Origin of the sequence: Arthrobacter livingstonensis (assembly GCF_003219815.1) — a bacterium.
GTDB lineage: Bacteria > Actinomycetota > Actinomycetes > Actinomycetales > Micrococcaceae > Specibacter > Specibacter livingstonensis.
The window spans coordinates 324,534-350,451 of record NZ_QJVD01000001.1 but is presented as its reverse complement, the minus strand read 5'-3'; the positions used below and the strand labels follow the sequence as shown (position 1 = coordinate 350,451).

22 protein-coding genes and 1 pseudogene are annotated in these 25,918 nt (G+C 59.2%); 9 read left to right on the top strand and 14 right to left on the bottom strand.

Going from position 1 to position 25,918, the window contains the following annotated elements:
• The first annotated feature begins 105 nt into the window (after positions 1 to 105).
• Genes CVV68_RS01665 through CVV68_RS01655 form a run of 3 tightly spaced genes read left to right on the top strand, consistent with a single transcriptional unit; the run spans position 106 to position 5,959 of the window.
• The gene (locus CVV68_RS01665) at positions 106 to 2,799 is read left to right on the top strand and encodes a DNA methyltransferase (protein ID WP_110499261.1); all 2,694 of its coding nucleotides are present in this window, start codon (positions 106 to 108) and stop codon (positions 2,797 to 2,799) included.
• Positions 2,796 to 4,772 (top strand): DEAD/DEAH box helicase, encoded by a 1,977-nt coding sequence (locus tag CVV68_RS01660; RefSeq protein ID WP_110499260.1) that lies wholly within the window; start codon positions 2,796 to 2,798, stop codon positions 4,770 to 4,772. The genes CVV68_RS01665 and CVV68_RS01660 overlap by 4 nt, the downstream gene beginning before the upstream one ends.
• Positions 4,769 to 5,959 carry a GIY-YIG nuclease family protein gene (locus CVV68_RS01655; RefSeq protein ID WP_110499259.1) on the top strand — a complete coding sequence of 397 codons (1,191 nt, stop codon included), beginning with the start codon at positions 4,769 to 4,771 and terminating at the stop codon, positions 5,957 to 5,959. The genes CVV68_RS01660 and CVV68_RS01655 overlap by 4 nt, the downstream gene beginning before the upstream one ends.
• Positions 5,960 to 6,038: 79 nt before the next feature.
• On the opposite strand, the gene CVV68_RS01650 is transcribed toward CVV68_RS01655, so the two are convergent.
• The 4 genes from CVV68_RS01650 to CVV68_RS01635 form a co-directional block, all read right to left on the bottom strand.
• Entirely contained in the window at positions 6,039 to 6,683 is a 645-nt protein-coding gene (locus tag CVV68_RS01650) for a hypothetical protein (RefSeq protein WP_110499258.1), read from the bottom strand.
• Between the two features lie 199 nt (positions 6,684 to 6,882).
• Complete coding sequence (locus CVV68_RS01645) at positions 6,883 to 7,263, bottom strand: hypothetical protein (RefSeq protein WP_110499257.1); 381 nt, start codon at positions 7,261 to 7,263, stop codon at positions 6,883 to 6,885.
• Positions 7,264 to 7,513: 250 nt separating this feature from the next.
• On the bottom strand, positions 7,514 to 7,831 hold the full coding sequence (locus CVV68_RS01640) for a hypothetical protein (protein ID WP_245933265.1): 318 nt from the start codon (positions 7,829 to 7,831) through the stop codon (positions 7,514 to 7,516).
• Between the two features lie 409 nt (positions 7,832 to 8,240).
• A complete protein-coding gene (locus tag CVV68_RS01635) occupies positions 8,241 to 8,624 on the bottom strand; it encodes a hypothetical protein (protein ID WP_110499255.1) in 384 nt (127 codons plus the stop codon).
• A gap of 310 nt (positions 8,625 to 8,934) precedes the next feature.
• Here CVV68_RS01635 and dinD point away from each other — a divergent pair, with 310 nt between their 5' ends.
• Together dinD and CVV68_RS01625 are read left to right on the top strand one after the other, a co-directional pair.
• Positions 8,935 to 9,786, top strand: a complete 852-nt coding sequence (gene dinD / locus CVV68_RS01630; RefSeq protein ID WP_110499254.1) for a DNA damage-inducible protein D — start codon at positions 8,935 to 8,937, stop codon at positions 9,784 to 9,786.
• 420 nt (positions 9,787 to 10,206) lie between these two features.
• Positions 10,207 to 10,518: a hypothetical protein gene (locus tag CVV68_RS01625; protein ID WP_211320685.1), complete on the top strand. Its 312-nt coding sequence runs from the start codon at positions 10,207 to 10,209 to the stop codon at positions 10,516 to 10,518.
• 386 nt (positions 10,519 to 10,904) lie between these two features.
• Here CVV68_RS01625 and CVV68_RS01620 read toward each other — a convergent pair whose 3' ends face one another.
• The gene (locus CVV68_RS01620) at positions 10,905 to 11,375 is read right to left on the bottom strand and encodes a DUF4760 domain-containing protein (protein WP_110499252.1); all 471 of its coding nucleotides are present in this window, start codon (positions 11,373 to 11,375) and stop codon (positions 10,905 to 10,907) included.
• Positions 11,376 to 11,834: 459 nt separating this feature from the next.
• On the opposite strand from CVV68_RS01620, the gene CVV68_RS01615 reads away from it, so the two are divergent.
• Positions 11,835 to 12,080: a hypothetical protein gene (locus tag CVV68_RS01615; RefSeq protein ID WP_110499251.1), complete on the top strand. Its 246-nt coding sequence runs from the start codon at positions 11,835 to 11,837 to the stop codon at positions 12,078 to 12,080.
• A 149-nt stretch (positions 12,081 to 12,229) separates the two neighbouring features.
• On the opposite strand, the gene CVV68_RS01610 is transcribed toward CVV68_RS01615, so the two are convergent.
• The 3 genes and pseudogenes from CVV68_RS01610 to CVV68_RS24855 all read right to left on the bottom strand — a co-directional run.
• Positions 12,230 to 12,526 carry a hypothetical protein gene (locus CVV68_RS01610; RefSeq protein WP_110499250.1) on the bottom strand — a complete coding sequence of 99 codons (297 nt, stop codon included), beginning with the start codon at positions 12,524 to 12,526 and terminating at the stop codon, positions 12,230 to 12,232.
• A 683-nt stretch (positions 12,527 to 13,209) separates the two neighbouring features.
• On the bottom strand, positions 13,210 to 14,085 hold the full coding sequence (locus tag CVV68_RS01605) for an AbiV family abortive infection protein (protein ID WP_110499249.1): 876 nt from the start codon (positions 14,083 to 14,085) through the stop codon (positions 13,210 to 13,212).
• Positions 14,082 to 14,474: pseudogene (locus CVV68_RS24855) on the bottom strand (SOS response-associated peptidase family protein); the annotation flags it as partial. The pseudogene CVV68_RS24855 and the gene CVV68_RS01605, both read right to left, overlap by 4 nt.
• Positions 14,475 to 14,679: 205 nt before the next feature.
• On the opposite strand from CVV68_RS24855, the gene CVV68_RS01595 reads away from it, so the two are divergent.
• From CVV68_RS01595 to CVV68_RS01585, 3 genes are read left to right on the top strand one after another with little or no spacing between them, the layout of a single operon-like run.
• Positions 14,680 to 15,867 carry a tyrosine-type recombinase/integrase gene (locus CVV68_RS01595; RefSeq protein WP_110499247.1) on the top strand — a complete coding sequence of 396 codons (1,188 nt, stop codon included), beginning with the start codon at positions 14,680 to 14,682 and terminating at the stop codon, positions 15,865 to 15,867.
• Positions 15,851 to 17,989, top strand: coding sequence for a tyrosine-type recombinase/integrase (locus CVV68_RS01590; RefSeq protein ID WP_110499246.1), 2,139 nt, complete (start codon positions 15,851 to 15,853; stop codon positions 17,987 to 17,989). The genes CVV68_RS01595 and CVV68_RS01590 overlap by 17 nt, the downstream gene beginning before the upstream one ends.
• Positions 17,986 to 18,426, top strand: a complete 441-nt coding sequence (locus CVV68_RS01585; RefSeq protein ID WP_245933264.1) for a DUF6262 family protein — start codon at positions 17,986 to 17,988, stop codon at positions 18,424 to 18,426. Before CVV68_RS01590 ends, CVV68_RS01585 begins: the two co-directional genes overlap by 4 nt.
• 331 nt (positions 18,427 to 18,757) lie before the next feature.
• Here CVV68_RS01585 and CVV68_RS01580 read toward each other — a convergent pair whose 3' ends face one another.
• The 6 genes from CVV68_RS01580 to CVV68_RS01555 form a co-directional block, all read right to left on the bottom strand.
• Positions 18,758 to 19,021, bottom strand: coding sequence for an SHOCT domain-containing protein (locus CVV68_RS01580; protein WP_110499244.1), 264 nt, complete (start codon positions 19,019 to 19,021; stop codon positions 18,758 to 18,760).
• Between the two features lie 342 nt (positions 19,022 to 19,363).
• Positions 19,364 to 20,902, bottom strand: coding sequence for a multicopper oxidase family protein (locus CVV68_RS01575; RefSeq protein ID WP_110499243.1), 1,539 nt, complete (start codon positions 20,900 to 20,902; stop codon positions 19,364 to 19,366).
• 101 nt (positions 20,903 to 21,003) lie between these two features.
• Positions 21,004 to 21,753 (bottom strand): F510_1955 family glycosylhydrolase, encoded by a 750-nt coding sequence (locus CVV68_RS01570; RefSeq protein WP_245933263.1) that lies wholly within the window; start codon positions 21,751 to 21,753, stop codon positions 21,004 to 21,006.
• 216 nt (positions 21,754 to 21,969) lie between these two features.
• Complete coding sequence (locus tag CVV68_RS01565; protein ID WP_245933262.1) at positions 21,970 to 22,572, bottom strand: DUF305 domain-containing protein; 603 nt, start codon at positions 22,570 to 22,572, stop codon at positions 21,970 to 21,972.
• 677 nt (positions 22,573 to 23,249) lie between these two features.
• The gene (locus CVV68_RS01560; protein ID WP_110499241.1) at positions 23,250 to 25,370 is read right to left on the bottom strand and encodes a copper-translocating P-type ATPase; all 2,121 of its coding nucleotides are present in this window, start codon (positions 25,368 to 25,370) and stop codon (positions 23,250 to 23,252) included.
• A 30-nt stretch (positions 25,371 to 25,400) separates the two neighbouring features.
• On the bottom strand, positions 25,401 to 25,724 hold the full coding sequence (locus CVV68_RS01555) for a heavy-metal-associated domain-containing protein (protein WP_110499240.1): 324 nt from the start codon (positions 25,722 to 25,724) through the stop codon (positions 25,401 to 25,403).
• Positions 25,725 to 25,918: the final 194 nt, after the last annotated feature.

The following is a 25,918-nucleotide window of genomic DNA, read 5'->3' as shown; positions in this document are numbered from 1 at the left end:
GTGGTCGTCTGCCGACGGCAATTCAGCCTGCCCCAGCGGCAAGCGCATAATCACCAAGAGTCCGGCGACACACGATCGGTTCACATTCACGAAGGAAACACATTCATGGTGAAGCTCAACTTGAAAGCCGTCGAGGAGCGCGTTGCGCCGATCGGGGGCCGTGAATCCTACGATCGAGAGTTCATTTTCAGCCTGCTGCTGGCCTACGGCAAGCCCCAGGGCAACGTGACCAGGTTGCGCAATGGTTCGCTCAACGTTGCCCAGGACCCGTCCACTGAGGTGGCGCAGAAAAACGTCGTCTACTTCAAGGAGACTACCGGTGATCCTCTCGCGGTCATCGACGACCTTAAGACTTCACCGCTAGTCGTCCGGTACAACACCCGCTTCGTGATCGTCACCAACTACACGGAACTGCTGGCCATCGACACGAAGACAGGCGAGAACCTGCTGATCCCGATCCGGGACATCAATCAGTACTTCACGTTTTTCCTCCCCTGGGCCGGCATGGAAAAAGCGCAATACGTTGCCGAGGCGCATGCTGACGTCAAAGCCGCCGAACGAATGGGCAAACTGTTCGACGAGCTCCTGTCGGCGAACCCTGGAATGCTCGACATGGCGCACGGACGCCATGCGCTCAATGTATTCTTCACCCGGCTCCTGTTCTGCTTCTTCGCCGAGGATACCGGCATCTTTGACAAGAGCGGGTACACCAACGCTGTCGGCTCGCATACTCAGCCTGACGGCTCTGACGTCGCTGAGTTCCTCACTGAGGTCTTCAGGGCGCTCGATACTGAAAACGTCGGAGAGAAACCCGTGCACCTGGCACGGTTCCCGTACGTCAACGGCCGACTGTTCACTGTGACGTCCGAGCATGTGGTGCCTCAGTTTACGAAAAAAGCTCGTGACCTGCTCATCGAGTTGGGCACGCTGGACTGGAGCGACATCAACCCGGACATTTTCGGCTCGATGTTCCAGGCCATTGTCACCCCGGGCAAGCGCAGCGATCTGGGCCAGCACTACACATCGGTGCCGAACATCCTCAAGACCATCGAGCCGTTGTTCCTGGATGGTTTGAAGGAACAACTTGACGCTGGGTTCGACTCCGTCAAGAGGCTTGAAGCGCTGCTGGAACGAATAAGTGCGATCAAAGTGTTCGACCCGGCCTGTGGGTCCGGCAATTTCCTCATCATTGCCTACAAGGAACTGCGCCGGCTGGAGCACGCAATCCTTGACCGCCTGTTTGAGATCGATCCGAAGCACCAGATGCTGTACGCCGAGTCGAAGATCAGCATCGAACACTTCTACGGATTGGAGATCGACGACTTTGCCGTGGAGGTCGCGATCCTCTCCCTTTGGATTGCCAAGCACCAGATGAACGCTGAGTTCAAGGAGAAGTTCAATCTCGCCATCCCGCTGATCCCGCTGAAGGAGACAGGTCAAATTCAGGCGGGCAACGCGATCACGGCGGATTGGGAGGCTGTCTGTCCGTACGATCGCGTTTCCGAGATTTACGTATTGGGAAACCCGCCATATTTGGGCAGTCGCAATCAATCGGCCGACCAGAAGAAAGATCTTGCGACGGTCACGGAGAAGTATAAGAGTCTCGACTATGTATCCGCATGGCTAATCAAGGGTGCCGACTATATTCGTGGCACAGCTACGAAGTTGGCGTTCGTCACGACAAATTCCATCACACAAGGCGAGCAAGTCGGGATTCTCTGGCCGCAGGTCTTCGGTTCTGAACTTGAGATTGGTTACGCATACACCTCGTTCAGGTGGTCTAATCACGCCAAAAATGCCGCAGGCGTCACCTGTGTCGTGATCGGACTTCGCAACATCTCCTCCGAACCCAACTACATCTTCAGCGACGAGATCCGACTTGATGCCAAACGGATCAACCCCTACCTTGCGGATGGCCCAGATATATGGCTCGGCCGCCGAAGCGCTCCCTTGTCTGCGGACCTACCGCGACTTGGCTATGGATCAATGCCGAATGACGGCGGGAATCTGATACTGAGTGACCGGGAAAGAGACGATTTGATCGCCGACCACCCGGAAATCGAAAGATATGTTAAAGGTTTTTGTGGCGCTGCTGAATTTATAAACGGGAAAACGAGATGGTGTCTTGTGATTCCAGATAAAGATATGGATTCTGCATCGAAGGTAGATGTTATCAAACGTCGACTCGAAGGCGTCACGTCTCACCGTCTGAAGAGCACTGAGAAGTCAACCAAGGCATTGGCTGACTATCCAAATCGATTTTATTACTTCGCCCACAAACCTTCAGATTCGATCATCGTTCCTAGTATCTCGTCCGAGCGCCGCCCCTATGTGCCAATTGGCTATGTTGATTCCACCGTAGTTGGATCCAACAAAACCTTGGTCATGTATGAAGCTGAGCCATGGGTCTTTTCGATCCTAACGTCTCAAACACACATGGTGTGGATGCGCGCTGTTGGTGGACGAATGCGTGAGGACTACCAATACTCAAACACGATCGTCTACAACAACTTTCCTGTACCCCCGCTCACTCGTTCAGCGAAGGAACGGCTCGCGCTTGTGGCCCTACGCGTACTCGATGTGCGCGAGTACCACTGTGAGAAAACCCTCGCTGAGTTGTATGACCCCGATTACATGCCGGCCGACCTGCGACAAGCCCATGCCGAGATCGACTCCTTGGTGGATTCCATCTACTCCAAGCGCGGCTACGAAACTGATGAGCAGAGATTGTCGGACCTCTTTGCTTTGTATGAGGAAATGACAGCAGCAGAATCCGCAAAGGGGAGCAAGAAGAAGTGAGCAAACCCATAAACGTCGTTGACGTGACCTATGCGCGTACGGGAGCGTCGGTACATACCGATGCAATGGGCATGCGAGAGATGCAACAGCGCGTCTTCGCCAAGCGAGATGCCCGGCACTTGCTCGTCAAGGCCCCGCCGGCGTCAGGCAAGTCGCGTGCGCTTATGTTCGTGGCCCTCGACAAGCTCTATAACCAGGGCCGCAAGAAGGTCATCGTCGCTGTCCCAGAACGCTCGATCGGGGCGTCCTTTGCCTCGACGAAGCTCACTTCGCAGGGATTCTTTGCTGACTGGGAAATCAAGGACGAGCACAGCCTCTGCGACCCCGGTTCCTCGCAAGGCAAGGTTGGAGCATTTATCAAGTTCCTTGACGGCCCTGATGCTGTGCTCGTGTGCACACATGCGACCCTGCGGTTCGCCTTTGAGAAGCTCGCGCCGGAGGCGTTCAACGGTACGGTGTTGGCGATCGATGAGTTCCACCATGTCTCCGCTGATACTGAGGCCAACCGACTCGGGGCGCTCCTGCGTGACGTCATGAACGGCTCTGACGTGCACATCGTTGCAATGACCGGCTCATACTTTCGCGGCGACTCTGTGCCAGTTCTATCCGCGGAGGACGAGGCGCAGTTCACTCCGGTCGCGTTCAATTACTATGACCAGCTCAATGGCTACGAGTACCTGCACTCGCTCGGCATCGGACACCACTTCTATCAAGGCCGCTATACCGATGCCATCGGCGAGGTCTTGGACTTGGACAAGAAGACGATCGTGCACATTCCGAACGTCAACTCCGGTGAGTCCACCAAGGACAAGATCGAAGAAGTCGGGTTCATCATCGACGCCATCGGCCATGTCGAAAGCACCGACCCGGTGACCGGGATCATCAGCATTCGCCACAAGGACACAGGTGAGATTCTTCGGGTCGCCGATCTCGTGGACGACACGGATCAGAAGAAACGCGCTGACACGCTCCACTATCTCACCGGTGTCGCATCCAAGGAGCGGGAAGCTGTGGACATCATCATCGCCCTGGGCATGGCAAAGGAAGGCTTCGACTGGCCCTTTGCCGAGCACGCCCTGACCGTCGGGTACCGTGCCTCGCTGACGGAGGTTATCCAGATCATTGGCCGCGTCACCCGCGACAGCCCAGGCAAGGAGCATGCCCAGTTCACCAATCTGATTGCCGAGCCAGACGCCTCTCAGGGCGAGGTGAAGGTCTCGGTCAACAACATGCTGAAGGCCATCACGGCATCGTTGCTGATGGAGCAGGTGCTCGCACAGAACTTCACCTTCAAAACAAAGAAGTTCGATGGTGACGACGCGAAGATCCCCGGTCAGCTGAAGATTAAGGGCTTCAAGGAGCCCTCGACGGAGCGTGTCAAGCAGATCGTCGAGACGGACCTGAACGACCTGAAAGCTACGATCTTGCAGGACGACACGTTCGCTCGCGCAGCAGCGGGCTCGATTGACGCAGAGACCGCCAACAAGGTCCTGATCCCAAAGATCATCCGCGAAAAGTACCCGGACCTCACCGACTCACAGGTCGAAGAGGTGCGACAGCAAGTCGTCGTGGACTCGGTGATCAAGAATGGTGAGGTTCGCGAAGTCGGAGACAAACGGTTCATCAAGATGGCCGAGAGATTCGTCAACATCGACGAGCTCACCATCAACCTCATCGACTCGGTGAACCCCTTCCAGCGCGCCTTCGAGGTCATGTCCAAATCGGTGACTCCCTCAGTACTCCGGATCATCCAGGACCAGATCACAGCCACACGCGTCGAGTTCACCGAGGAAGAGGCGCTAGCACTAGTCCCCCGGATCAAGAACTGGATCAAGGTCAACGGCCGGCGGCCAGACGCGCGGGCAGAGGATCCGGCCGAGAAACGGTACGCGGACGCGCTGCTGTGGCTCCAGCGGGCTAAGCAGAAGCTCGAAGCCCAAAAGCGCGCGACTGAAATGGTGACGGGAGAATGAACGAGAACGACGACATCCTCGATGCGGTACCTACCTCCCTGCAGGACTTCATCGACAACGACCTCGACGGGCTACTCGACGCGCCCGAGAAGCCCAAGAAGGTCACCTCGTCCGATCGACTCGAGCGTGCGTTCCTGGAGGTCGTGGAGTTCCGCCGGGCGCACGAGCGCCTGCCGAGCTCGGCGACGCGGGAGATTGCCGAGCGGAAGCTCGGCGCCCGGCTCGATGGCATACTCGCCAACGAGGAGAAGATCGCGGCGCTCAGACACCTCGACACCGAGTATGAACTGCTGGCCGTAGAGGCAGCTCCCGAGTCGCTCGACGATCTTCTCGAGAGCGATGACCTGGACGATCTACTGGGCGACGAAAGCGGTATCCTCGACGTGTCGGATCTGCCCGTGATCAAGCGTCCCGAGTCTCCGGACTCGGTCGCTCAGCGGGTGAAGGCCGAGGACTTCGAGAGGTTTGAACACCTCTTTAAAGCCAAGCACGCGGAGCTGGCCGATGGCACGTTCCAGCTGACCACGTTCACGGGTCTGGACCTGATCCGCGAGGGTGTGTTCTTCGTCCTCGCTGGCGTCATGTGCTTCGTCGCCGAAGTCGGTGAAGACGTGGACCTCGTCGTCGGCGGCAAGCCTAGGCAGAAGCAGCGCCTGCGGGTCGTATTCGAGAACGGCACCGAATCGAGGATGTACAAGCAGAGCCTGATGACTCGAATGTACGAGCAGCAGGGACAAGTTCTGGCGCGCACGGGCATCGACACAAGCGAAGTCCTAGATGGTGACGTGGAGAGCGGTCACATCTACGTGCTCGAGTCCTTGAGCGATGACCCGCAAATCGCCGGGCTCAAGGAACTCCACAAAATCGGGTTCTCGACCACCAAGGTCGAGAACCGCATCAAAAACGCGGCGAATTCTCCGACCTACCTGATGGCACCTGTGAAGGTGCTGGCGGACTACCAGCTCTACAACGTGCGTGCGTCATGGCTGGAGCACCTCTTGCACCGAGTTTTCGCCGAGGTGCGTCTGGACCTGACGCAGGTCGACCGGAAGGGACGCGACTACGACCCCTCGGAGTGGTTCGTGGTGCCACTGGAAACCATCAACAAGGCCGTCGCAATGATCATGTCCGGCGAGATCACCGACTATGTTTACGACGCCGAACTCAAAAGGCTCATCGAACGTTAACTAAATGAAATAGCAACCGAGCCATCCAGCTGGGTCTCAACGCTGCGTGGTCTCCCGTCCGTGCCCAAGCCATAGCTGACTACGAGCCCCAGGTTTGGGTCTTGATGAGTTCGACCACGGTTTCGACATCACCTCCGTCGCGGAGCCACGCGATCGGCGTCTTGCGGCCCTCAGCGATGAGGCCCTTCTGGGGTGCATTCATGTAGCCGTGGATGATAGTTGAAGGCCACTGGGGATCGATGACTTCAATGATTTTTGACACCCCGGGAAGAATCCTTCCAGGAAGGATTATTCCCAGAGGGATCGATTCGAATTGCCAAGAGGGGAGGCGGGTAAGGCCTAACACCTCGACAGCGTAGAGACGTCCGTCGGCGACCGCTTTCAGAACGTCCTTTTCGTTCCAGCCCAAATGGCCTGCAGTGGCGTTCAGTGAAAAAGTATTGCGAAGATGCAAGTAGTCGCCCTCGGTCATCACGAGCTGCACCTCGATCTTCCCTCTGGGAGATCGGGCGTCATGCTTCCCTGAAACTACGAAAGCGCCAGTTTCAATCAAGTAGGACACCTGCTCAGCAGTCAACTCGTGACCTGCGAGACGGGCCTCTATCGCAAATAGCATTTTAGTCAGCGCTTCAATGAGCGCGGGGTCGCCGGCCAAATTAGCCGCGGCGTCCGTGAGTTCGCGAAGAGCGTCCGTCTGATTCGATAGCTGTGCATCAGGGGTCATAGTGGCACTTTACGGTGCACCGGGTGCTGAGAAAATCCCCGGTCCGCCGGGAGATTTTGTCCCAAAAAAGCTTTCGACTGGTAGACGAGTGGATCTCGCAAATTTATCTTCCGGAAGATCTCCAGCGCGAGTAGCGTCACAGAAGGTAATAATCTCCTGACGCCGACCTTTGCAAACGGCAAAGTTAGAGGAATCCGTGTCACGCAGTGTAGCTATCGTTGACGAAGGCCTCAGCTGCGCCGATGACGGCACGGGAGCGCTGCTGCTGGATGCAGAGCACCGGTAGTTCCTCGCCCAAGCGCGGGTTTGCACCCATCAACCACGCCAAAGCGACGTGCTTGCCCTCAACCATTTCGAGCGTTCTCCACACCCTGTATCCGAGGCGCAATCGCGCCTCAACCTCGGGGCGAGGTTCCGGACCGTCAGGCTTGGCCCATTTGAAGGGGGACGTCCGGTCTTTCACCCCGGCCATGGTCTGCACGACCGAGGCACCCACGTTTCCGTTCAGCTCTCGCACCAGGTCGTGAATATTCATCCTGGTGGCATCGAAGTGGATCCCGTTTCGAATAGTTGCTTCCATAGGCTGATACTGTCAGATCCAGCCACCTTGGGCAACTTGAAAACAACTGAAAAACAACTGAAAAACAACAATTTAGCGACTGAACAATGCAGTCAGAGCTGCCTGAAGGTGAAGCCAGCCGTCGAATGTAGCCGGCGAATCCGGACCACGTGAATGGCTACCACTACCGGTAAGCGAAACCGGCAGGAAGTCCGGTGAAAAGTTGACGCACTTCCCAGGAAGACCTAACCGGCCGATGTGCAAATGCGTTTCATCCATTGAAACGGTCATCGATCATTGCCTGGGCGGCCTTCATGACCTTCTTGGACTCCAGATTGCTGATGGCTTCGATGGGCGAGCTTTCATCCAGCCATGGATTTGCGCCGATGAACCAAAGACGGCCCACGTGCTCACCTTCATTTGTGGACACGGCGATCCATGCCCGGTGCGCCAGCAGCAGTCTCTGCACTGCGTCGGGTCTTGGCTCTGGGCCGGTGTCCCTGGCCCACTTGTAGCTGATCCTCGGATCTTTGCTGCCCGTGAGTGCCGCAACGAGGGTTGCACCGAGTCCGCTATTGAGCTGCCTCACGATTTCGCGGATCCCGAGGCGTGCAGTCCCTGCGAATCCAGAGTTCTGACTGGGTGAGATGATCGTGCCCTTACCTTTGAGGCCATTGTTTCAATTCCCGACTCTATGCGATTCGACACGGTTAGGCCACAGAAAAGCCACGGCAAGACCAAACCCCAGCCCTCCTTCAGCCCTCCATACGGTGTCCAATGGCACGCCGCATGAAGTGGGACTGCGGCTGCACCTACGTTCGGCTGCTCCACCCCTTGGGGAAAACCTCGTTGAGGGCTTCGAGGCGCCACGGGAGTATTGTCCCTTCCGCCCGGGTTTGGTGCTGATTGTGAAGCCAGACGCCGAGGACGCGCTCGTGCTCGCTGGCGTGGGTCCGCCACCGCGGCACCCGTCCGTTGGTGGCGACGAAGTCCTTGAGCTAGCCGAAACGTGCCCGCCAGTTCTCATCCAGCAGGGCCTGGCGGGGTGAGGCATCCCACCCGGGGAGGTCGCCCATGAGAATTCTTTTGGCGGTGGAGAGCTCCCCGCGGTTCGCGGCGAGTTGTTGCACGGTGATCCATCCAGCCAAGGACTGTTCAGCGATGATGCTGCTGTTTGTGTCGGGGAGCCGCCCATGGTCGTCGACGAAGTCGACTGCTTCGGCGTGCCTGCGCCGCCAGCCAGTGGTTGGCCGGTCGTTCCCGCGCGCAGCCAGAGCGGTCTCGTGCATGGTGCGCAGGTCTGGCTGGTACTTGTCACGGACCTGCAGGTGGAGGCGGACGGTGGTGTCGTGCTGGTGGCACCAGGTGGCGATCTCCCGCACGGTCAGCCCGGCAGCTTACATCATGTCCCACTCCGGATGCCTCGACACGTCCCAGCCCACCATGGGCTCACGCTAGCCCTCCGGGCACGGCTTGCACCAGCCCCACGGGCCGGATTGTGGACAACCGTCACCAGCGGAAAGGCGGGAACAACCAAACCGTCGCCCGCCCGAGGTGAACCGGGACGGGCATCAACTCGTCGACGAAAATATAGGCAGCCCAGACTAGATCAAAAATCCTGTGAGCCTGAACGGGCTACCATCGGGGGTGGGGGTGGCTTACACCCATAATCGTGTAGATGGAGGGACTAAGTTGGACAACAAGGAAGTCATCGCAATCCAGAGGCGGCTCGACGAGGCCTGTGAATCGGCGCCGGAAACGGACGTCGAGTTTTGGTTTGCGCGGAACCTGCAAGAGGTTCTTGGGTATAGCCGGTGGGAAGCGTTTGCGCAAGTCGTTGGCAAGGCGATCGAGTCCTGCCGAACGGTTGGTATATCCGAAGACGAGCATTTTCGTCAAGTGACGAAAAAGGTCCCCCTTGGATCAGGCGCGCAGCGCGAAATTGAGGACTTCATGCTGTCTCGGTACGCGTGCTACCTCATCGCTCAGAACGGAGATCCGAAAAAGTCAGCAATTGCCTATGCACAAAGCTATTTCGCGTTGCAAACTCGCAAGCAGGAGCTCATCGAGGAGCGAATGCGCCAGGCAGAACGTTTGGAGACACGTGAGCAGCTCAAATCGTCCGAGAAGGCGCTCTCTGCGGTTTTTGTCGATCGTGGCCTAGATGGGCCCTCCATTGCAAGAGTCCGATCTGTCGGGGACAAAGCATTTTTCGGTGGCAGGACTACGCAGCAAATGAAGGACCACTACGGGATCACCGCGAGTCGGCCGCTGGCTGACTTCTTGCCGAGCCTGACGATTTCCGCAAAGAGCTTGATCAACGAAATGTCGAAGGTGAACATCGAGCGTGAAGGTCACCAAGGGGAGGTAGCTATCTCCCGCGAACACGTGGACAACAGCACTAGTGTACGTTCGATGCTTGCCGGTCGAGGTATCAAACCCGAAGACCTAGCTGCTGAAGAAGACATCGCGAAAGTAGGGCGTCGACTCAGGAAGGGCGAGAAGGAACTCCCGAAGAGGACACTGCCTGAGATTGCACCATGAATTGAAAGTAGCGCCCCACATCAAGTGGGGCGCTTCCTTTTTCTGGCGGTCACGCCGTCCGGCAGGGCCGTCCGTGTTGGTTCGGGTCGACGAGGACCCCCCAACATGGCAGGAGCATATCCTTGGTTCCGGGAGCCAACATCCCGACCTTACTCGCGAGGGATGTGTGCAGCAATCAGATCGCCGTCATGGGTTGGTCCGGGTTGGGTGTTTCGTCAGGCAGGGAGTATTCTGCTTCTTGTCCTTCCGGTCCCCCAATGCGGAAGGGCAACCCCTTTGAAGCCGCCCCGACCCATCCGTCCGGAGCGGCTTCTTTGTCCTAGCATGCCACCGCGCAATGAGCAACAGGCCCATCACTCACCCATGCGGAACGCGGCAGCAGGCAGGTCGGTGCCAGCCGGGGTGCCTAAAATGACCGCCGTGGAGAACAGCAGCCAGCGCGCGTACGTCGAATCACACCCGGATTTCGCCGTGCACCCGACAACCCGGTTCACGGACCGCCGCGAACCCTACGTACGGGCAAGCGTGCAGCGCACCGACGGTGACACTGAAACCGTGGACGCCAAGGTCACCTTCTGGACAGCTACCCACGCCAACATCCGCTGGCAGGCGAACGACGCCGCCTACGACTTCTGGGTGCGCGCCGAAACAGTCACCCGCATCCCCCGCCGTGACTCAATCTGGAAGGACGTCTACGACCATGCCGACGGATATCCCGAAGGTGAATACTAATCGTGGGGCGGCTACAGATTCAGTTGCTGGCAGCGCCGGCAAGAACTCGGCCAGATTGTGGTTGACCTTGCGGTCCAGATGACTGCCCGGGGCTGGCCAGAGTTCCCGCGCTGACGGCCGGCGGTTGTTCGACGTGAATTAGCCAGTCCACACCGTTGAAGTCCTGGCGCCAACGACAAGGCAGAGGGCGGACCGAACAACGGAAACGACCGCTCGGATTCATCATCTGCGAAGCTTCAGAGCGCTTTTTGAGACCAATATGCGATCGCAGTTTCAAGTTCAAGCCTGTGGCCAGCATGGCCACGGGTAAAGGCGCTACGACCATTGCTCCTACTCGCTAGTTTATGGCCCGGTACCCAGACACCCCCGACTTGTCCAAGTGAAAGTCACAGACCTACATGCCCAAATTCCTTGCGGGCCTCATCAGCCAGCCAATCAAAGTCATCCCAGTAGCTTCGAGCAAGGGCATCGACCATGTTGCTACGGAAGCCTTCTATCATGGGCGCACACACCTTGTGGCAACGAATGATGCTTGCTCCGTAGCTCTGGATGATCGGACCGCTGTCGACAACTCCGCTGCGCAAAAGTGTCCCTATTAGGTCGTACGAAGCCGATGCGTTGGAGGCAGTCGCGCATTGTTCCGCTGTCCACTCAGAGGCGGGAATGGTGGCCAAGACCGTGAGGATCTCTCGTCGTGAATCACGGATGTCAGGGCGTTGGAGATAGTCCAAGACAGCGAGGAGCGATTGGGCGCGTGACGCTGACTGGGCCACGTGAACCTGCTGGCGGGCGAACAGGGCGCTCACGGCAGCCGCGAGAAAAGCAAGAATGGAGATCACAAGCGCGGCGACGTTCATGGTCCCATGCTTGCAGAGGGAACCAGCGATCGCTACAGCCGGCTGCTCACCAATATCAAGTACCAGATGAACCACGTGCACCAATTTGTGTCCCCAGGGATGATTGCGCCCATGTGATCAGCGATGTCTACAAACGAGGAACACCAGCAAGTTCGTCTTGGGGACGCGCAAGGATTGCGGTCGTCTCCTTGAAGCCGTTGGGGAGAATCGCCCGTGTATGCCTCGTGTGCACCGTGGTGAATCCTGATGTCGCTCACCCGACCACCCGGCCCGCATTCTTGCCCTTTTCCTGACAACAATTCGATCGAATTCAGGCCTTACTTTGCTCGAAGGAACAACGGCCGTCGAAGACGGCCCGGGAGGTGGCGCGACAGAATTTCACCTCACGAAAGGCCATAACCCGATGAGCACAAACCACGTTGGACACCCCAAGGCGCCCGATGCCGAGCTGGTGAACGAATGAGCGCGGAGCGCAACGCCAGGTCCCATGCGGAAGCATTTCACTGGTGGCGGGGCAACCCCGAAATGACGGTTGACGAGGCAGAACTGCGCGACCTGATAGCCCTGCGCGAGGCCACTGACGGGCTGATCGCTAACCGCCTACGCGACATGCGAGATTACGACGGCACGACCTGGGCCGCCATCGCATGCATTCTCGGGATAAGCGTGCAGGCTGCCCGGGCCCGGTACGCAGGGCGGGGGTGATGGGTGGGACATCCGTAGCAAACCTAGCCGCCGGAGGTGGTGACCCAGCTAGGAGCGCCACACCGTAGCCCCGCAGAAAAGTGCGACGCCGAGGACGTGGCCCGGGGTCGCTCTTTTCTTTCAGGCTGAAGGGTATTGGAACCTTCCGCTCAACCCTCCGGGCCAAGCTCGCGCAATACTTCCGCGGCCGGCACCGTCTTGGGACGGCCCGCCCGGACATCGAGAGCTCTCCGGACAAGCGCATCTGCCGGATCGCTACCGATACGGCACCCCGGCGTGCGCATCCGGGGCAATTTCATGTTTGCCAGACGCTTCACCGTAAGAGAAGTTTCACGATGAAGTTGTTCGTCGAGGGTGACCTTCAGCCGTGCAGCGAGGATCTCGCGGCGCAAGGTAGCCATAAACTGGTCCTTGCTCCACCCGGTGTACTTGGATTTGTTAGCCATTGCTTTCCTCCTCGCTGCCTAAATTCTCTCGCAGTACCTGCACACTGCCTAGGTTGCGACGAGGAGCGGCGACGCGGTGCCGACTCCTCCACCATGAGGTCTCGGAACGGCTTCGCCCGCGGACCATGCTGATTAGCATCTGCCCGGATTTTTTCAACTTTCCTCAGAGACCGATGTGGGTACATTGTGGCCAATAAGGTTGGTTCAAGAACAAATGTCGGCTGATTCCGGCGGGCACATCGCCTCCGGGATCTGGCATGGCTTCTGGAAAACCCGGCCTTGTCGGAAGAGTGCATTACCGTTTCGGTTGCGTCGCAACATAAATTCCTTGACCGGTGGATCTCCCTCGACAATCGCGAGTACCTTGGCTGGATTCGGGCCGTTCTGGGCATTGCATGGATACCGTTTGCCTGCGCGGCCGGCCGCATCACATAATTGGCGGGGAAAACCGTCAACTCAGACTTTAGGCTCGTCCTCGACCCTTCCAGCAAGCCAATATTCCTACTCGACAACTACAGGGACGCTGATCTGGAAATTGTCGAGGGCTAATTGACCGTGGCCACGCGCAGTCCCACGGCGTGGGCCTCAACTTACTTGACGCACCAACCGCTCTGTCTGGAGCGCTAGGTCCTCTCGCGCCGATACTCAACCCACTGGGACGAGCCGACTGATGCGAAAGCCTCCTAACGGTAATCACCGGTCATTGATGGGCCGTATTCGTCCATCATCATTTGGTTGAGGTGGGCCGCCTGCTTTTCCTGCATCACTTCTCGGGGCCGCACGATCAAGGAAAGATCGAGGCCGGTCAATGGAAACGTCCACTTTTGCGTCACAGTGACTGTGTGACCGCGCAAGCCGCGAGCCTCTTCCTCGTGTTCGGGAAGAACAGAACGGACCACGTCCAAAGCCTTGAGCTGACAATATTCCCAGCGTGTCGACTCATCGAATTTAGAGATTTTCCATACCTCCGCTGTGGCGCGCGCTCCCGCCTCGGTGAGCATCCCCACCTCTCTCATCGAAAGCACGAGGGGTGTAATCATTGCCGACACATTGACCAGTTCAGGGTTACCTCCGGACCACGAGAATTGCCCCGGCTCATTTTCCTCATAGTCAACATAGAGGGCGGTGTCACGTTGCCTTTGTAAGTCGTTTCGGAACCCCCAATCAGCATCATTGGGCCCGTCGAGATAGTGGCTTTCCCGATGGTCCTTGACCTGTCGGACTATTTCTCTGTAGTCAGCCGGGTTGCTGCCATGCACCTGAGCGTAGATAGACCGAGCAAGGTGGTTGTAGAAGCTCTTTGCTGATATTTGGCCTACCTTTTGAGAGTAGATATCACGAGCCATGTCCAGGAGAATGAGGACTTTGGCGGCTTCTTCTGTACAGATCACGTCCAAGGCGGCAGCGCCTCTAATGTCGTCCCGGGCCTGCAAGGTTTCGATTGATGCTGCCAGTCCAGCGACATGCTCCCCAAGACGTTGGAGCCCATCGCCAATGATTGAGAGCCGCAAGACCGGCTTTTTGGTTAGAATCTGATCCAGTCGCCTAGGAATCATCATGAGCGGTTCAATTCGACCGGCCGCAACAGCTCCGACCCTTCGCCTTTCAAAGGCGCTACCTGATGGAACTGCAGCGCCTCTGCCACTGGGGTGGCAGCAGCGACAGCTGCGTCCACGAGACCCTGGTCGCCGTCTTGCTCAGCGTCGAGCCACTCGTCCCAAAAGCTGGGCGGCAATGTCACAGGCGTCCGGTCGTGCAGCTGGCTGACTGGTCCTACTGCAGCGCGGGTCAGGATCGTGGCTGTGAGCGTCCAGTAGTCTTGGTGATCTTCGGGCAGGGACCTGTCCGGCCACCACGTGTACAGCCCAGCGAATGCCAGGATTTCATCTCCCGGGCTGTGGATCGCGAACGGCGTCTTGGTCTTGCCGACTGTCTGCCACTCGTAATAAAAGTCCGCCGGCTTATCCGGTAGGCCGTTGGAGCGGTCTTTAACGTCTTAGAGTGCATCATTGGCTCGGCTAACCCCAGTGAAGCTGTGGATATCTGGTCTTGTTCTTCAATGACGTGGATGTCTTCAAGTGGTGAAACCCGGTATTGCCACCGGCTGTATTCGGGGGAATGCTTGGTGGGAACAGCGTCTGGAAGGTGCCGATATGGCCAGAATCCAACGTGTCACCCTTGACGGCCAGGATCCGACGTGGACTGTTCTTGGTGATGATTTCCTGCCGGTTGTTCCGGTTGAAGAGTTTCTTGAATACCTGCGTCAGGTTGGCTCCTCGCCGAACACTGTTCGTTCCTATGCCCGCGGACTGATGCTGTGGTGCGATTTTCTGGGACTTCGCGACAGGGCATGGGACGACGTCAGGCTGGAGGATCTGACGGGGTTTTTGGGGTGGCTCAGGACCGGCTTGCCGCCGGAAATCGCAACCATCGGCCCGCCGCCAACGGATCTTATTTCCGATGCCACAGCGGCTTTGCGTTTGCAGTCCGTGCGTTCCTTTTATCTCTTTCATCAACGGGGAGGTCTGGCGATCATGCCGCAGCTCTCCGTGGCGTCGGATTTCGGTTCGCCCTACAAATCGTTTCTTCATCACATTCGCCGCCCGGGCGGCAACCGGAGGGCGACTGTGAAGGTCCGGCGCCGGCGACGGTCTGCCCCGACGCTGACTCCAACCCAGCTGACGCTCATCAAGGATTCTTGTGCCCGCTATGATCCGCTCACCAGAATGTGGGACGGGTCGGTGCGCGACAGGCTCTTCTTCAACCTCTTGGAGGAGACTGGTCTACGGATCGGTGAAGCATTGTCGCTTCAACATCGGGACTGGCACAGTGGCGGGGGCGGCAATCCGTTCATCGAGGTAGTCCCGCGGCTCCACCCGCTGGGAGAGCGGGTTAAAGGCGGAAACTACCGCAAGCTGTATATCGGTGACGATCTTGACCGGCTCTATGCGGAGTACGTTTGGCGGCTTTGCGACTCAGGCATGGATCTCGCCATCGCGGACATGGACCAGGCCTATGTCTTTGTCAATCTCCAGGGTGAGCGGAGCTTCTGTCCTCTGCGCCCGGAGACTATTTACAAGCTGGTGAGCAGGATCAGCCGGTCATTGGGACCGCGACTCCCTGCCGGGTGGTCTCCGCACTGGTTTCGACATACCCATGCCACGGCCCTGCTGCTCTCGGGGAGTCCAGTCCATGTCGTGAGTCGGCGCTTGGGCCATGCGGATGTCCAGACAACCCTGAATATCTATGCCTGGGTGACCGAAGACGAAGAACTTCGGGCCCTGGCTGATTGGAAAGCGGTGACAAGCAAATGGAGGGACGCCAATGAAACGCTCGGATGACGACACCTACTCTTGGCTACACAAGCTCAACCCAGAACCCTACTCACCGACCATCAATGCCGAATTGCTAGAAGCCGTGCCGCCGGGGCTGCGACTGCTGCACTACACCCGGACCACCGTTCCGGGAGAACATCTGGGAGCGTTTGCCTTCTACCATCGCAAGATTGGCCCGTTCCACCTGGACGAGCTCCCGGAACCCATGCAACGAGAAATGATGTTCATCATTTGGCGGATTATCGAACTCGGAGGGCGGGTGCCGTGTGCGCCATTGGGTCTGCTGATGAGGGAGTTGGCCGAAACCGCGCAACGGCTCAAAGCCGCGGGACAGCCGTTCGAATCTCTCATGGGAAGGACACCTGCACAGTGGAAGTCCGAACTTGCCCGCACCTGGGTGAAGCGAACAGGTGCTTTCCCCAATCCACAGACGTTCCGCACCTACGTCTCACCACTAGATCGCGCATGCAAACTCCTATGGTTTACCTACGACACCAGTGCTTGGTGGCAGCGAGAACTCTGGGACCTGACCATGGATTCCCGCATTCCACGACGAGCTCAGGAACCATGCGGACAAAAAGGCATTCACTGGTACCCCTTGGAACCGTTCTGGCTACGGGCTGGAGGGATGTATTACTTGAAGTCCTTGATGGAAATGGGGCAAATGACGTGGTCCACTGCGCATACGCACAAGAACGCCCTTATGGAATTCTCACACTTCGTGACCTCACGTGGCTTGACTGATCCCCGTTTGGTTAGCGACGACCGTCAGCTTCGGCCGTTGATGATCGAATTCCTCACGGAACTGCGTTCCACCCCGAACCACGGCGGACGCAACCACGGCAATCCGCGATCTGGGGCGAGCATCATTCAAATTGCGTCCACCATCAAGGCCTTCTACGCATTCATGCACGACTTCGGAGACGAGGCCGCAGCAGCACTCAACGACGATCGCTGGACCGGGTTCAGTCCGGAATACCTCCGCTTTTGGCGCCCTGGCGACGTCGGCAGATTCAAAAAGGCGCACCTAGATGAACGCTACCTTTTCAGCGACAACGACCTAGCGAGAATCAAAGCCGCGGCACCGTTGCTGGGATTACCCCGCACCGAGGGCGGGATGGGAGATCCGCAAGCCATGCGGATCCTCCTGCTGATAGTCGCCACCGGGCGACGGATTAATGAGATTTGCATGCTGGACGCGGACCCGCTCATCCTGCTGGAAGCTAACCTTGCAAAGCTGCGCTACCAACAGACAAAGATCTTGGATGCGCCTGACACAATCTTCGTCGATCAGGAAGTTATCGACATTGTTGAAGAGCAACAGGCCTGGCTCAAGGCGCGTTTATCGAAAACTGGCACCAATATGAACCCTCCTTACCTGTTCGTGCGCACCTATAACAACCTCCGTGGCCAAAATCCCTACCTCAACCACGTCTTGAGGAAGCAACTGGAAAAGTTTGTGGACCGCGCTCACCTGACAGACGATGCCGGCTTCCCTTTGATTCTGAGCAAGACACACCGGTTCCGCCACACCAAGGCAACCAGTCTGCTCAACGGCGGCGTTCCGCTGCACGTCGTACAACGCTACTTGGGACACACGACACCGGAAATGACCATGCATTACGCCCAAACCTTGGACTCCACGGCGAAAGCGGAATTCCTCAAATACAAGAAGATCACCAGCGAAGCAGCCCCCACTACCGTCAAGGCCGAGGACCTCTATGACCTGATGCTTTTGGACTCCCGCACTGACAGGGTACTGCCCAACGGCTGGTGCACTCTGCCCCCAGCGAAAACCTGCGAGAAAGGCAACGCCTGCCTGACCTGCAATCTCTTCGTTACCGACGAACGATTTCTGGACGTCCACAAAAGCGAACTCGTATCCTTGGACTCGTTGATCGAACAACGCCAGGAAGCTCACCGACACCGAACCGGCGAAGCAATGTCCGAAAACCATGTCTGGCTCACCTTGCGGCGTCGGGAGCAACAAGCACTGACCAGCATCATCAACACCCTCGAGACCGACGATCCAAGAACCGACACAGCCATCGCCGCCCCAGCGGTCGGTGTCCGAACAGAAGGGGACCAGAATTCCCGAGCAACCCGACGACCTGGGTGGCACGCATGAGGGGTAACCCAGAGAATCTGCGCCAAGCGGCCCGCGCTAAACACGACGCAGCCCTACTGAGAGCCGAGAAGGGTCTCAAAGCCGTCCTACGTGCCCAAGAACCGGTGACCTTTGAAGGCGTCGCCGCCGCCGGCGGCGTATCGAAGGACTTCCTCTACCGGATTCCAGAACTGCGAGCCCGCATCACCAAGTTACGCGAGCAACAATTACCAACCAGGCGCACCTTCATCACCAGCCAGTATGCGGAAGCGTCCGAACTGGATACCAGCAGCATCGTTCGCACGCTCACCGCCAAACTGGCAACAGAACGGGCCAGCCACCGCCAGGAACTCGCCGAGCTGAACCAAGCACTTGCCGCCGCTCACGGACAAATCCTCGCCCTCAAACGACGCTTACCCAATGCCGAATCGGGCGATGGACACCACATTTCTGGCTGAGCATCAGAGCCTGTGGGGTGAAAATATCCGAAAATATCCGGTTTTATCCAAATTCCTTGATAAGACCATCCTTGGCCTGCCACGCGGGCCCGCTGCCCAGTTCTTTCGTGGGGGCAGTGGTCCTGGTGTTGATTTCACTGAGGACCAGAGATGTTTATCGTGGTGACGTCAATGAGCGTTCCAGTCATTCAGGGAACGGCGCAACACCTGCGGCAGTCAACACCGTCGCCGATCCGTCGCCGACTCAGGAACTCGACGGAAGTGATGGAAAGCGCGGTGAGAACCAGTCTGGCGGGGTCACGAACCAGTATTCGGGTTCGGCGCCGTGATGTCATTCTTTCCTTCTAAGGGCCGCCCGGCGGGCGGCCAACTCCGTTTCGTCGATTTCCCCGCGGGCAAATCGTTCGTTAATGATTCGTTCGGCCTCGTCATGGGGAGCACCGTAGGGGCCATGTGGTCGTGGTCCATTCACGCCCCGGCCCTGACGGATCAGCACAATCACCACGGTGATTAATCCGCCCCAGAACAGCAGCATCATCACGGCCATCAACACCCATGCCCCGGCACCCATGCCGTCGTCCCATCCGTACATCATGCGAAATTCTCCCTTTTCACCTATTTGCCTATAGGTGAAGTGTCACCTGCTCGTGATCTTCTGTGTAGGGCCCTTTGGCCCTCAAATCACGGTGCTGGGTCGTTTTCAGGCAGCGGGCGCCATGAGTGTGTTGCCGCTGGGTGTTGTTCCTGCCATTAGTCGCGCCATCGTGCACATGCCGATGGTCGGGATCATCTGGGGCACCCGGCCCGGAAGCTCTGATGAATGCCATGACTGACTAGGCATAGTTGCGAACGGACATGGTATTTAGCATTAAAGCGGACACGGCGTGTGGCATGACATAGGCGGGGTAGGTGTTGCTGGATATGTGGTGGTCCCTCCCTATGTGAGGTAGGAGAAGACGCCCATCATGCCGCGTTCGGCATGGTAGGCGTTGTGGCAGTGGAAGAGCCACTGGCCCGGGTTGTCCGCATCGAAGTAGACGGTGACGGTCTGCTTGGGTCGGACGATGACAGTGTCCTTGCGAGCACCCGTCGTTCCGATTTGGAAGGTGTGGCCGTGGATGTGCATGGGGTGCCACATTTGGGTGTCGTTGATGAACTTCACTTCGACCCGTTCCCCAGCCTTGATGTCGAGGGCGTTCTCGAAGGGTTTGGCCATGTCGAACTGTTGAGCGTTGATGCCCCAGTCGTACTGGGCCATGCCACCTGTCAGGTGCACCTCATGGGTGCGGTCCACTGTCTTCGTCGCGAGGTTCACGGCTGGGTCTGCGGTGAGCTGGCCGCCGTCAACAACCTTGCCCTCCAACGTTGTTGGCAGGCTGGCCAATGCCGGTACCGTTCCTGTCCCGGTCGAGACCAGGCCGTAGGTCATCTGCGCTTTTCCTTCGGCCAGGGCGAGCACGGGGGTGTAGCCGTCCTGGACGGTCAGGATCGCGTCGATGCGTTCGCCCATGCCCAGGACGACGGCGTCGACGTCGACGTGTTGGATAGGGAAGCCGTCGGTGTGGGTCAGCGTTAGTTTCTGGCCCGGGGCCCCAACCCGGTAGGCGGTGTCTCCGGCGGCATTGATGATCCGCAGGCGGACACGTTCACCGGCCTTCGCTGTGAAGGTTTCCGGGTTCCCCGGGTCTCGGCCGTTGAAGAGGTGGAGCGGGTAGGCGACGTCGCCGGCGTCCCCGCCCAAGAAGTCACTGGTGGCGCCCATGAGCATGTGGCCCATCACCATGCCACCGTTCCCGCCACCATGGCTCATGCCGCCCATACTGCCCATGCCTTGGGAGACCTCCTTGAGGACCTCATCCGGAGTGCCGGTGACGCCATCGAGCCAGTCATCTAGGACGATGACCCAGTCCTTGTCGTACTTCAAGGGTTCTTGGGGGTCTTCGATAATCAGCGCCCCGTAGAGGGCACGTTCGCGCTGCATCTCCACGTGCGAGTGGTACCAATACGTGCCCGGGTGCGGGAGCTTGAAGCTGTACGGGTAGTCCTTGCCGGCGGCGATGGCATCCTGGGTGAGGCCCGGGACCCCGTCGGCGTTGTTGCGCAGGGCCAGCCCGTGCCAGTGGATGCTGGTGGCCTCGCTGAGCGTGTTGGCGAGCGTGACGTTGAGCTCGTCTCCGGCCGTGCCGCGCAGGGTGGGTGCGACGAGGGCGCCGTCATACCCCCAGGTGGTGATCTTCTTCCCCGCCAAGGTGGTGGAGAACGGTCCGGGGGTGAGAGTCTTGGCAACGGTTTTTCCCGTGGATGCCCTTCGGGTTTCGTACTCGGCGATTATCGGATTGATGGGCAGGATGCGGTTTGGCTGGCCGGTCGCGGTCGCGGTCGGGCTTGGATTTGGGGTGCAGGCGGCCAGGGCTGCCGCGGCGGTGGCCGCGACGGAGAGCCCCAGGAAGGAGCGCCGTTTCAGTGTGTTGCTCATGAGATATTCCTTTGAAAAAGTGTGAGGTTAGAGGACGGTGAGAAAGGTGCCGGAGAGGTTATACGGTTGGTAGATCCGCTGCATCCCCACCCCGGTCACCATCAGGATGCGGCCGGGCGGAACGTTGCCCCGCCGTCGGTGGAGACCTGGACACCATCGGTGGTGGCCGCCCAAATCCAAGGCTTGCCCGTACTGCCTTCCACCGCGGTCACCGCCTCGACCTGGCCACTGATCGTCCCGGTGGCAGCCCACGTCAATCCCGTATCAGTGGAGACATAGACGCTCCCGTCCGGGGCGATACCGACGGCCATCGTGGGAGCCTTCGATGCCGGCGTGGCAAAAGCGACGAACTGAACGACCGGTCCGCCGGGGACGGGCTGCCAGTTCTTTCCGTGATCGGTGGAACGCTGCAACCCTTCCTGGGTGGTGGCCAGTACGACTGTGGAGGTGGGGCTTCCCGCCAGCGCGGCCGGCGAAAACGTCGCCGCGGAGTTCGTCCAGGATGTCCCGTCAGTGCTGGTGCGCAGTTGCCCATCAAAGGCGACCAGGGCGCCGCCACTGACGGTCAGGGCGTGAAAGTCGGATTGTCCACCGAGGGAGACCTGTTGCCAGGTCTTCCCGGCATCCCTGGAGCGGATGAGACCGACTGGGTTGGGCAGGGAAGATCCGGGACCGGGATGTCCGGAGGCGTAGTAGACGTTTGGTTCACCCGTTGCGGTGAATCCCATCAGATCGATGGTGTCACTAACCTTTTCCAGTTTCTTCTTCGTGGCATCGTAGAGGCCGTCATGGGTGGCGATCAGGATCTTGGTGGAGACCGGGTCCACGCTGATGCCATGAACGTGGCTCACGGCGGCTGCCGGTGTGGGACTGTCTGGCGGGGTTGTAGGGGAGCATGCCGTCAAGGCCAAGGGCGCGAGAAGAAGTGTGGCGGCAAGGGAGCGGCGAGATCGCAAAAGGGTGGTGCGGGGGTTCACAGGGACCTCCAAAAGATGAGAAAGGAAGGGCGGTGGCGGCTGTCCGCAAAGCACGGCGGGCCGCCACCTGACGTGCTGGCTTACGCTGGGTTACAGGGTGGCGAGCAGGTCCTTCATGTCCTTGATTTCGGTTTCCTGTGAGGCGATGATGCTCTTGGCCAGGGCCACAGCATCAGCGTCTTTGCCGCCGGTGACCTCGGACTTGGCCATCTCGACTGCGCCTTCATGGTGGGCGATCATCTGGGTCAGGAACAGCTTGCTCGCCTCAGTGCCCTGAGCGGCCTTGAGCTTGTCCATATCCGTGGCGGTCATCATCCCGTTCATGCCCATGCTTCCGGCCATAGCGGTGGGCTCGGACCAGCCGGTGAGCCAGTCGTTCATCTTCTCAATTTCGGGTCCTTGGGCGGCCTTGATCTGTGTAGCCAGAGCCGTAATCTTCGGATCCAGACCGGTCTTGGCGAGCATGAGGTCGCTCATCTCCACCGCTTGGACATGGTGGGGGGTCATCATTTGGGCGAACATCGTGTCGGCGGCATTGTGCCCTCCGTCTGCGACGGTCGCCTGCATGGTGGAGGTGGTCGCACTACTGTGGTTCATGCCCGGCATGGAACCATCGTTAGCACTGGTAGAGCATCCGGCCAGGGCGATCATGGCTGCAACAGCGATGGCGGAAAGGGGCAGAATTTTCTTCAAGGGAACAGTCCTTCACTAAAACGAATCTCGAGAGTTGGCAGCGACACCCTCATCCAAGGGCGCGTCAATGAGGACCCGCCCATGGTGGGCAGGTCTGGTCATCGGTTTACGTTCTGCTGATCGAGAGTTGATTTAGTGAGGGAGGGTCGGGGACCCGTCCTGAGGACTTGTGCCCCGGGGTGGCAGAAAACACCGCAGGTGCGGCTAGTTGCGTGTGGATTCCAGGTAGGGGAACGCTCAGCACAGCGGGCCCGATAGAGGGTATGCATCCCCCATGCATGGCCATGGAGGCCGCGCACCCGGATGGCATGCAGTCACATAAGGCCAGAGTCCGGGTGGGCTCCGTCGCGACATGGCCGCCGCCCGTGCCATCGCCGGGCAACGCGTGGGCAATACCCGATGCGTGATGGGCAGTGTTCGCTGGTGCGACGACTGTACTGCTCATGCTGGTGGGGTTCATGGTCGCAGCCGGCATTCCAACAATCACGTGCATGCTGAGAATTCCCACGACAATGGCGAGAACGACAGCGAACAGCCCGCCCCAGCGCATCAAGGATCCCGCTGTCTTCACGTTTACGTTTGAATGCATGACGGGATCCTTTCGGAGTGTCGTTGGCGGCAGTAAGGGTTGTCGTGCATTCTACGGGGACAATCTGGATAGATCCCGTAACGCGGATTTAGCGTGCATCTGACGGGTTGAGCTTGAGTCGGCGGAGAAGCTGGGCATTGAGGGCCACCACAATCGTCGATATGGACATGAGCACGGCACCGGCTGCCGGAGACAGCACAATCCCGGCGAACGCGAGCACTCCGGCGGCCAGCGGGACCGAAATGATGTTGTAGCCGGTGGCCCAGATCAGGTTCTGCCACATTTTGCGGTAGCTGGCGTGCGAGAGATCCACCATGGATAGCACTGCCCTGGGATCATTGCCCGCCAGGACCACGCCGGCCGATTCCATGGCCACATCGGTGCCAGCGCCGATGGCAATGCCAACCTCGGCCCGTGCCAATGCCGGGGCATCGTTGACGCCGTCACCCACCATGGCCACCTTCAAGCCCCTGGCCTGCAGCTCGGCGACTTTTTGGTCTTTGTCCTTAGGTAGGACTTCGGCGAAAACCTCGTCAATGTGCAACTCCGTGGCCACAGCCCGGGCGACTTGGTGGGCGTCCCCGGTGACCATTGCGACCTTGATGCCACGGTTTTGCAGGGCCTGTATCGCCTGGCGGGATTCTTCGCGGATCTCATCCTCCAACGCGACGGCTCCGATAACAGCCCCGTTGCGGATCACGTGAAGAACAGCCGCACCCCGGTCCACCCACTCACTCGTTGTGCCACTGATGCTCTCCGGTTCGGTCAGGCTGAGCTCCTTGAGCAGGGCGGGACCGCCCACCGCGACGGTGGCCCCGTTGACGCTGGCCTGGACTCCGCGTCCGGTCAGCGACTGAAACTTTGTAGCTTCCGGGACGGAGCTTCCGGAGTTCGCTGCGGCACTAACGATGGCTCGGGCCACAGGGTGTTCACTGTCGGATTCAACGGCTCCGGCAAGGGACAGTAGTTCATCGGTTGTCACGCCGTCGGCGGCAACAACATTGGTAACGACTGGTTCGCCCTTGGTCAACGTACCGGTTTTGTCGAAGAGCACGATGTCGATGGTGCGCATCCGCTCCAAGGCCATCCGGTTCTTGATGAGCACCCCGGCCCGGGCGGCCCGCTCCGTGGAGATGGCGATCACCAGCGGAATGGCAAGGCCCAGGGCGTGCGGGCAGGCAATGACCAGCACCGTTACGGTGCGGGTCACAGCATCCGGGATGCTCCCCATGAGGGACCAGAATATGAAGGTGAGGATGCCGGCTCCGGTGGCGAAGTAGAACAGGAACGCGGCAGCTCGGTCGGCCAGGGCCTGGGCGCGGGATGTGGAGGCCTGAGCCTCGGCGACCAGCCGCTGAATCCCGGCCAGGGCGGTGTCGTCACCGACCGCGGTGACCTGCATTCGCAGGGAGTTGTCGGTGGCGACGGTGCCGGCCACCACGGGATCGCCCACGGTGCGCGGGACTGTCTTGGATTCTCCGGTGATCATCGACTCGTCCACTTCGGCGGATCCGTCGGTGATGACGCCGTCGGCCGGCATGCGGGCCCCGGAGCGGACCAGGACAATATCGCCGGCCTGCAGCTCGGCGACGCTGATGGTCTCCGTGCCGCCGTCGATGACCCGTTCGGCCTCATCCGGCAGCAGGGCGGCAAGAGCGTCAAGTGCTCCGCGGGCCGAGCCCAGGGCCCGCATTTCAATCCAGTGCCCCAGCAGCATGATGGCCACCAGCAGGGCCAGCTCCCACCAAAAGTCCAGATCGAACCCGCCCAGGCCCAGGCTCGTCACCCAGGAGGCAACGAACGCGACGCTGATGGCCATGGAAATCAGCAGCATCATGCCCGGCTGCCGGGACTTGATTTCCTGCCAGCCACCCTTGAGGAACGGCTGTCCGCCGTAGAAGAAGATGAAGGTACCCAGCAGTGGCGGAATCCATGCGGCCCCGGAAAACTGTGGCGGGGCATAGCCGAGCAAATGCCCGAACATGGGGCTGAAAAACACCACAGGGATCGAGAGGACCAGGGTCAACCAGAAGCGGTTCTTGAACATGGCGGTGCTGTGCCCGGCATGCTGGCCGGCAGTGTGGACGGCGTGGTCATCGTGATCCACTCCACCGTGACCCATCGCCTCGTGATCCATGCCGGACATTGATGCGTGGTCGACGCCGGTTGGTGCCATCTGGTGGTTGTGGCCAGTGCTGTGATCGTCCATGACTCTCCCTACATTGTTTGCGGGAAATACTTAGCTCTCGGAGACCATATACCCGGCGGCCGCGACGGCGGCTCGGATATCTTCCGGGGCGGCCTGGCCGGAGACGGCCATGGCGGAGGTGCCGCCGGCCACCAGGGTGATGCTGGCAGAGTCGACACCGGCAACGGCTCGAACCGCTGTCTCCACTGTTTGGACGCAATGCCCGCAGGTCAGCCCCTCCACGGCGTAGGCCGTTCCGACAGTATCGGCTGATTTAGTGGTCTTTGTTGCGGAGGAGCAGCAGCCGCAGGAGCTCTCCGCGGTGGGAGTCAGGTTCAGATCTGTGGGGGCTTCAGGGACGCACATGATGGTCATTTCCTTCGAGAGGGGTGATTGTGTGCGTTGGGGTTGAACGGCAGTGGCGGCCGGAAGATTCAACGGCGGCGACAAGCTGGTTCACTGACAACACCTTCATTATACCCCTAGGGGGTATATCGGTCAAGGTGGGACTCGGGCCGAGAGGGTTTCTTGTCGTTCAGATGTCGCTGAGACCTACTCCTTGGTCGTCA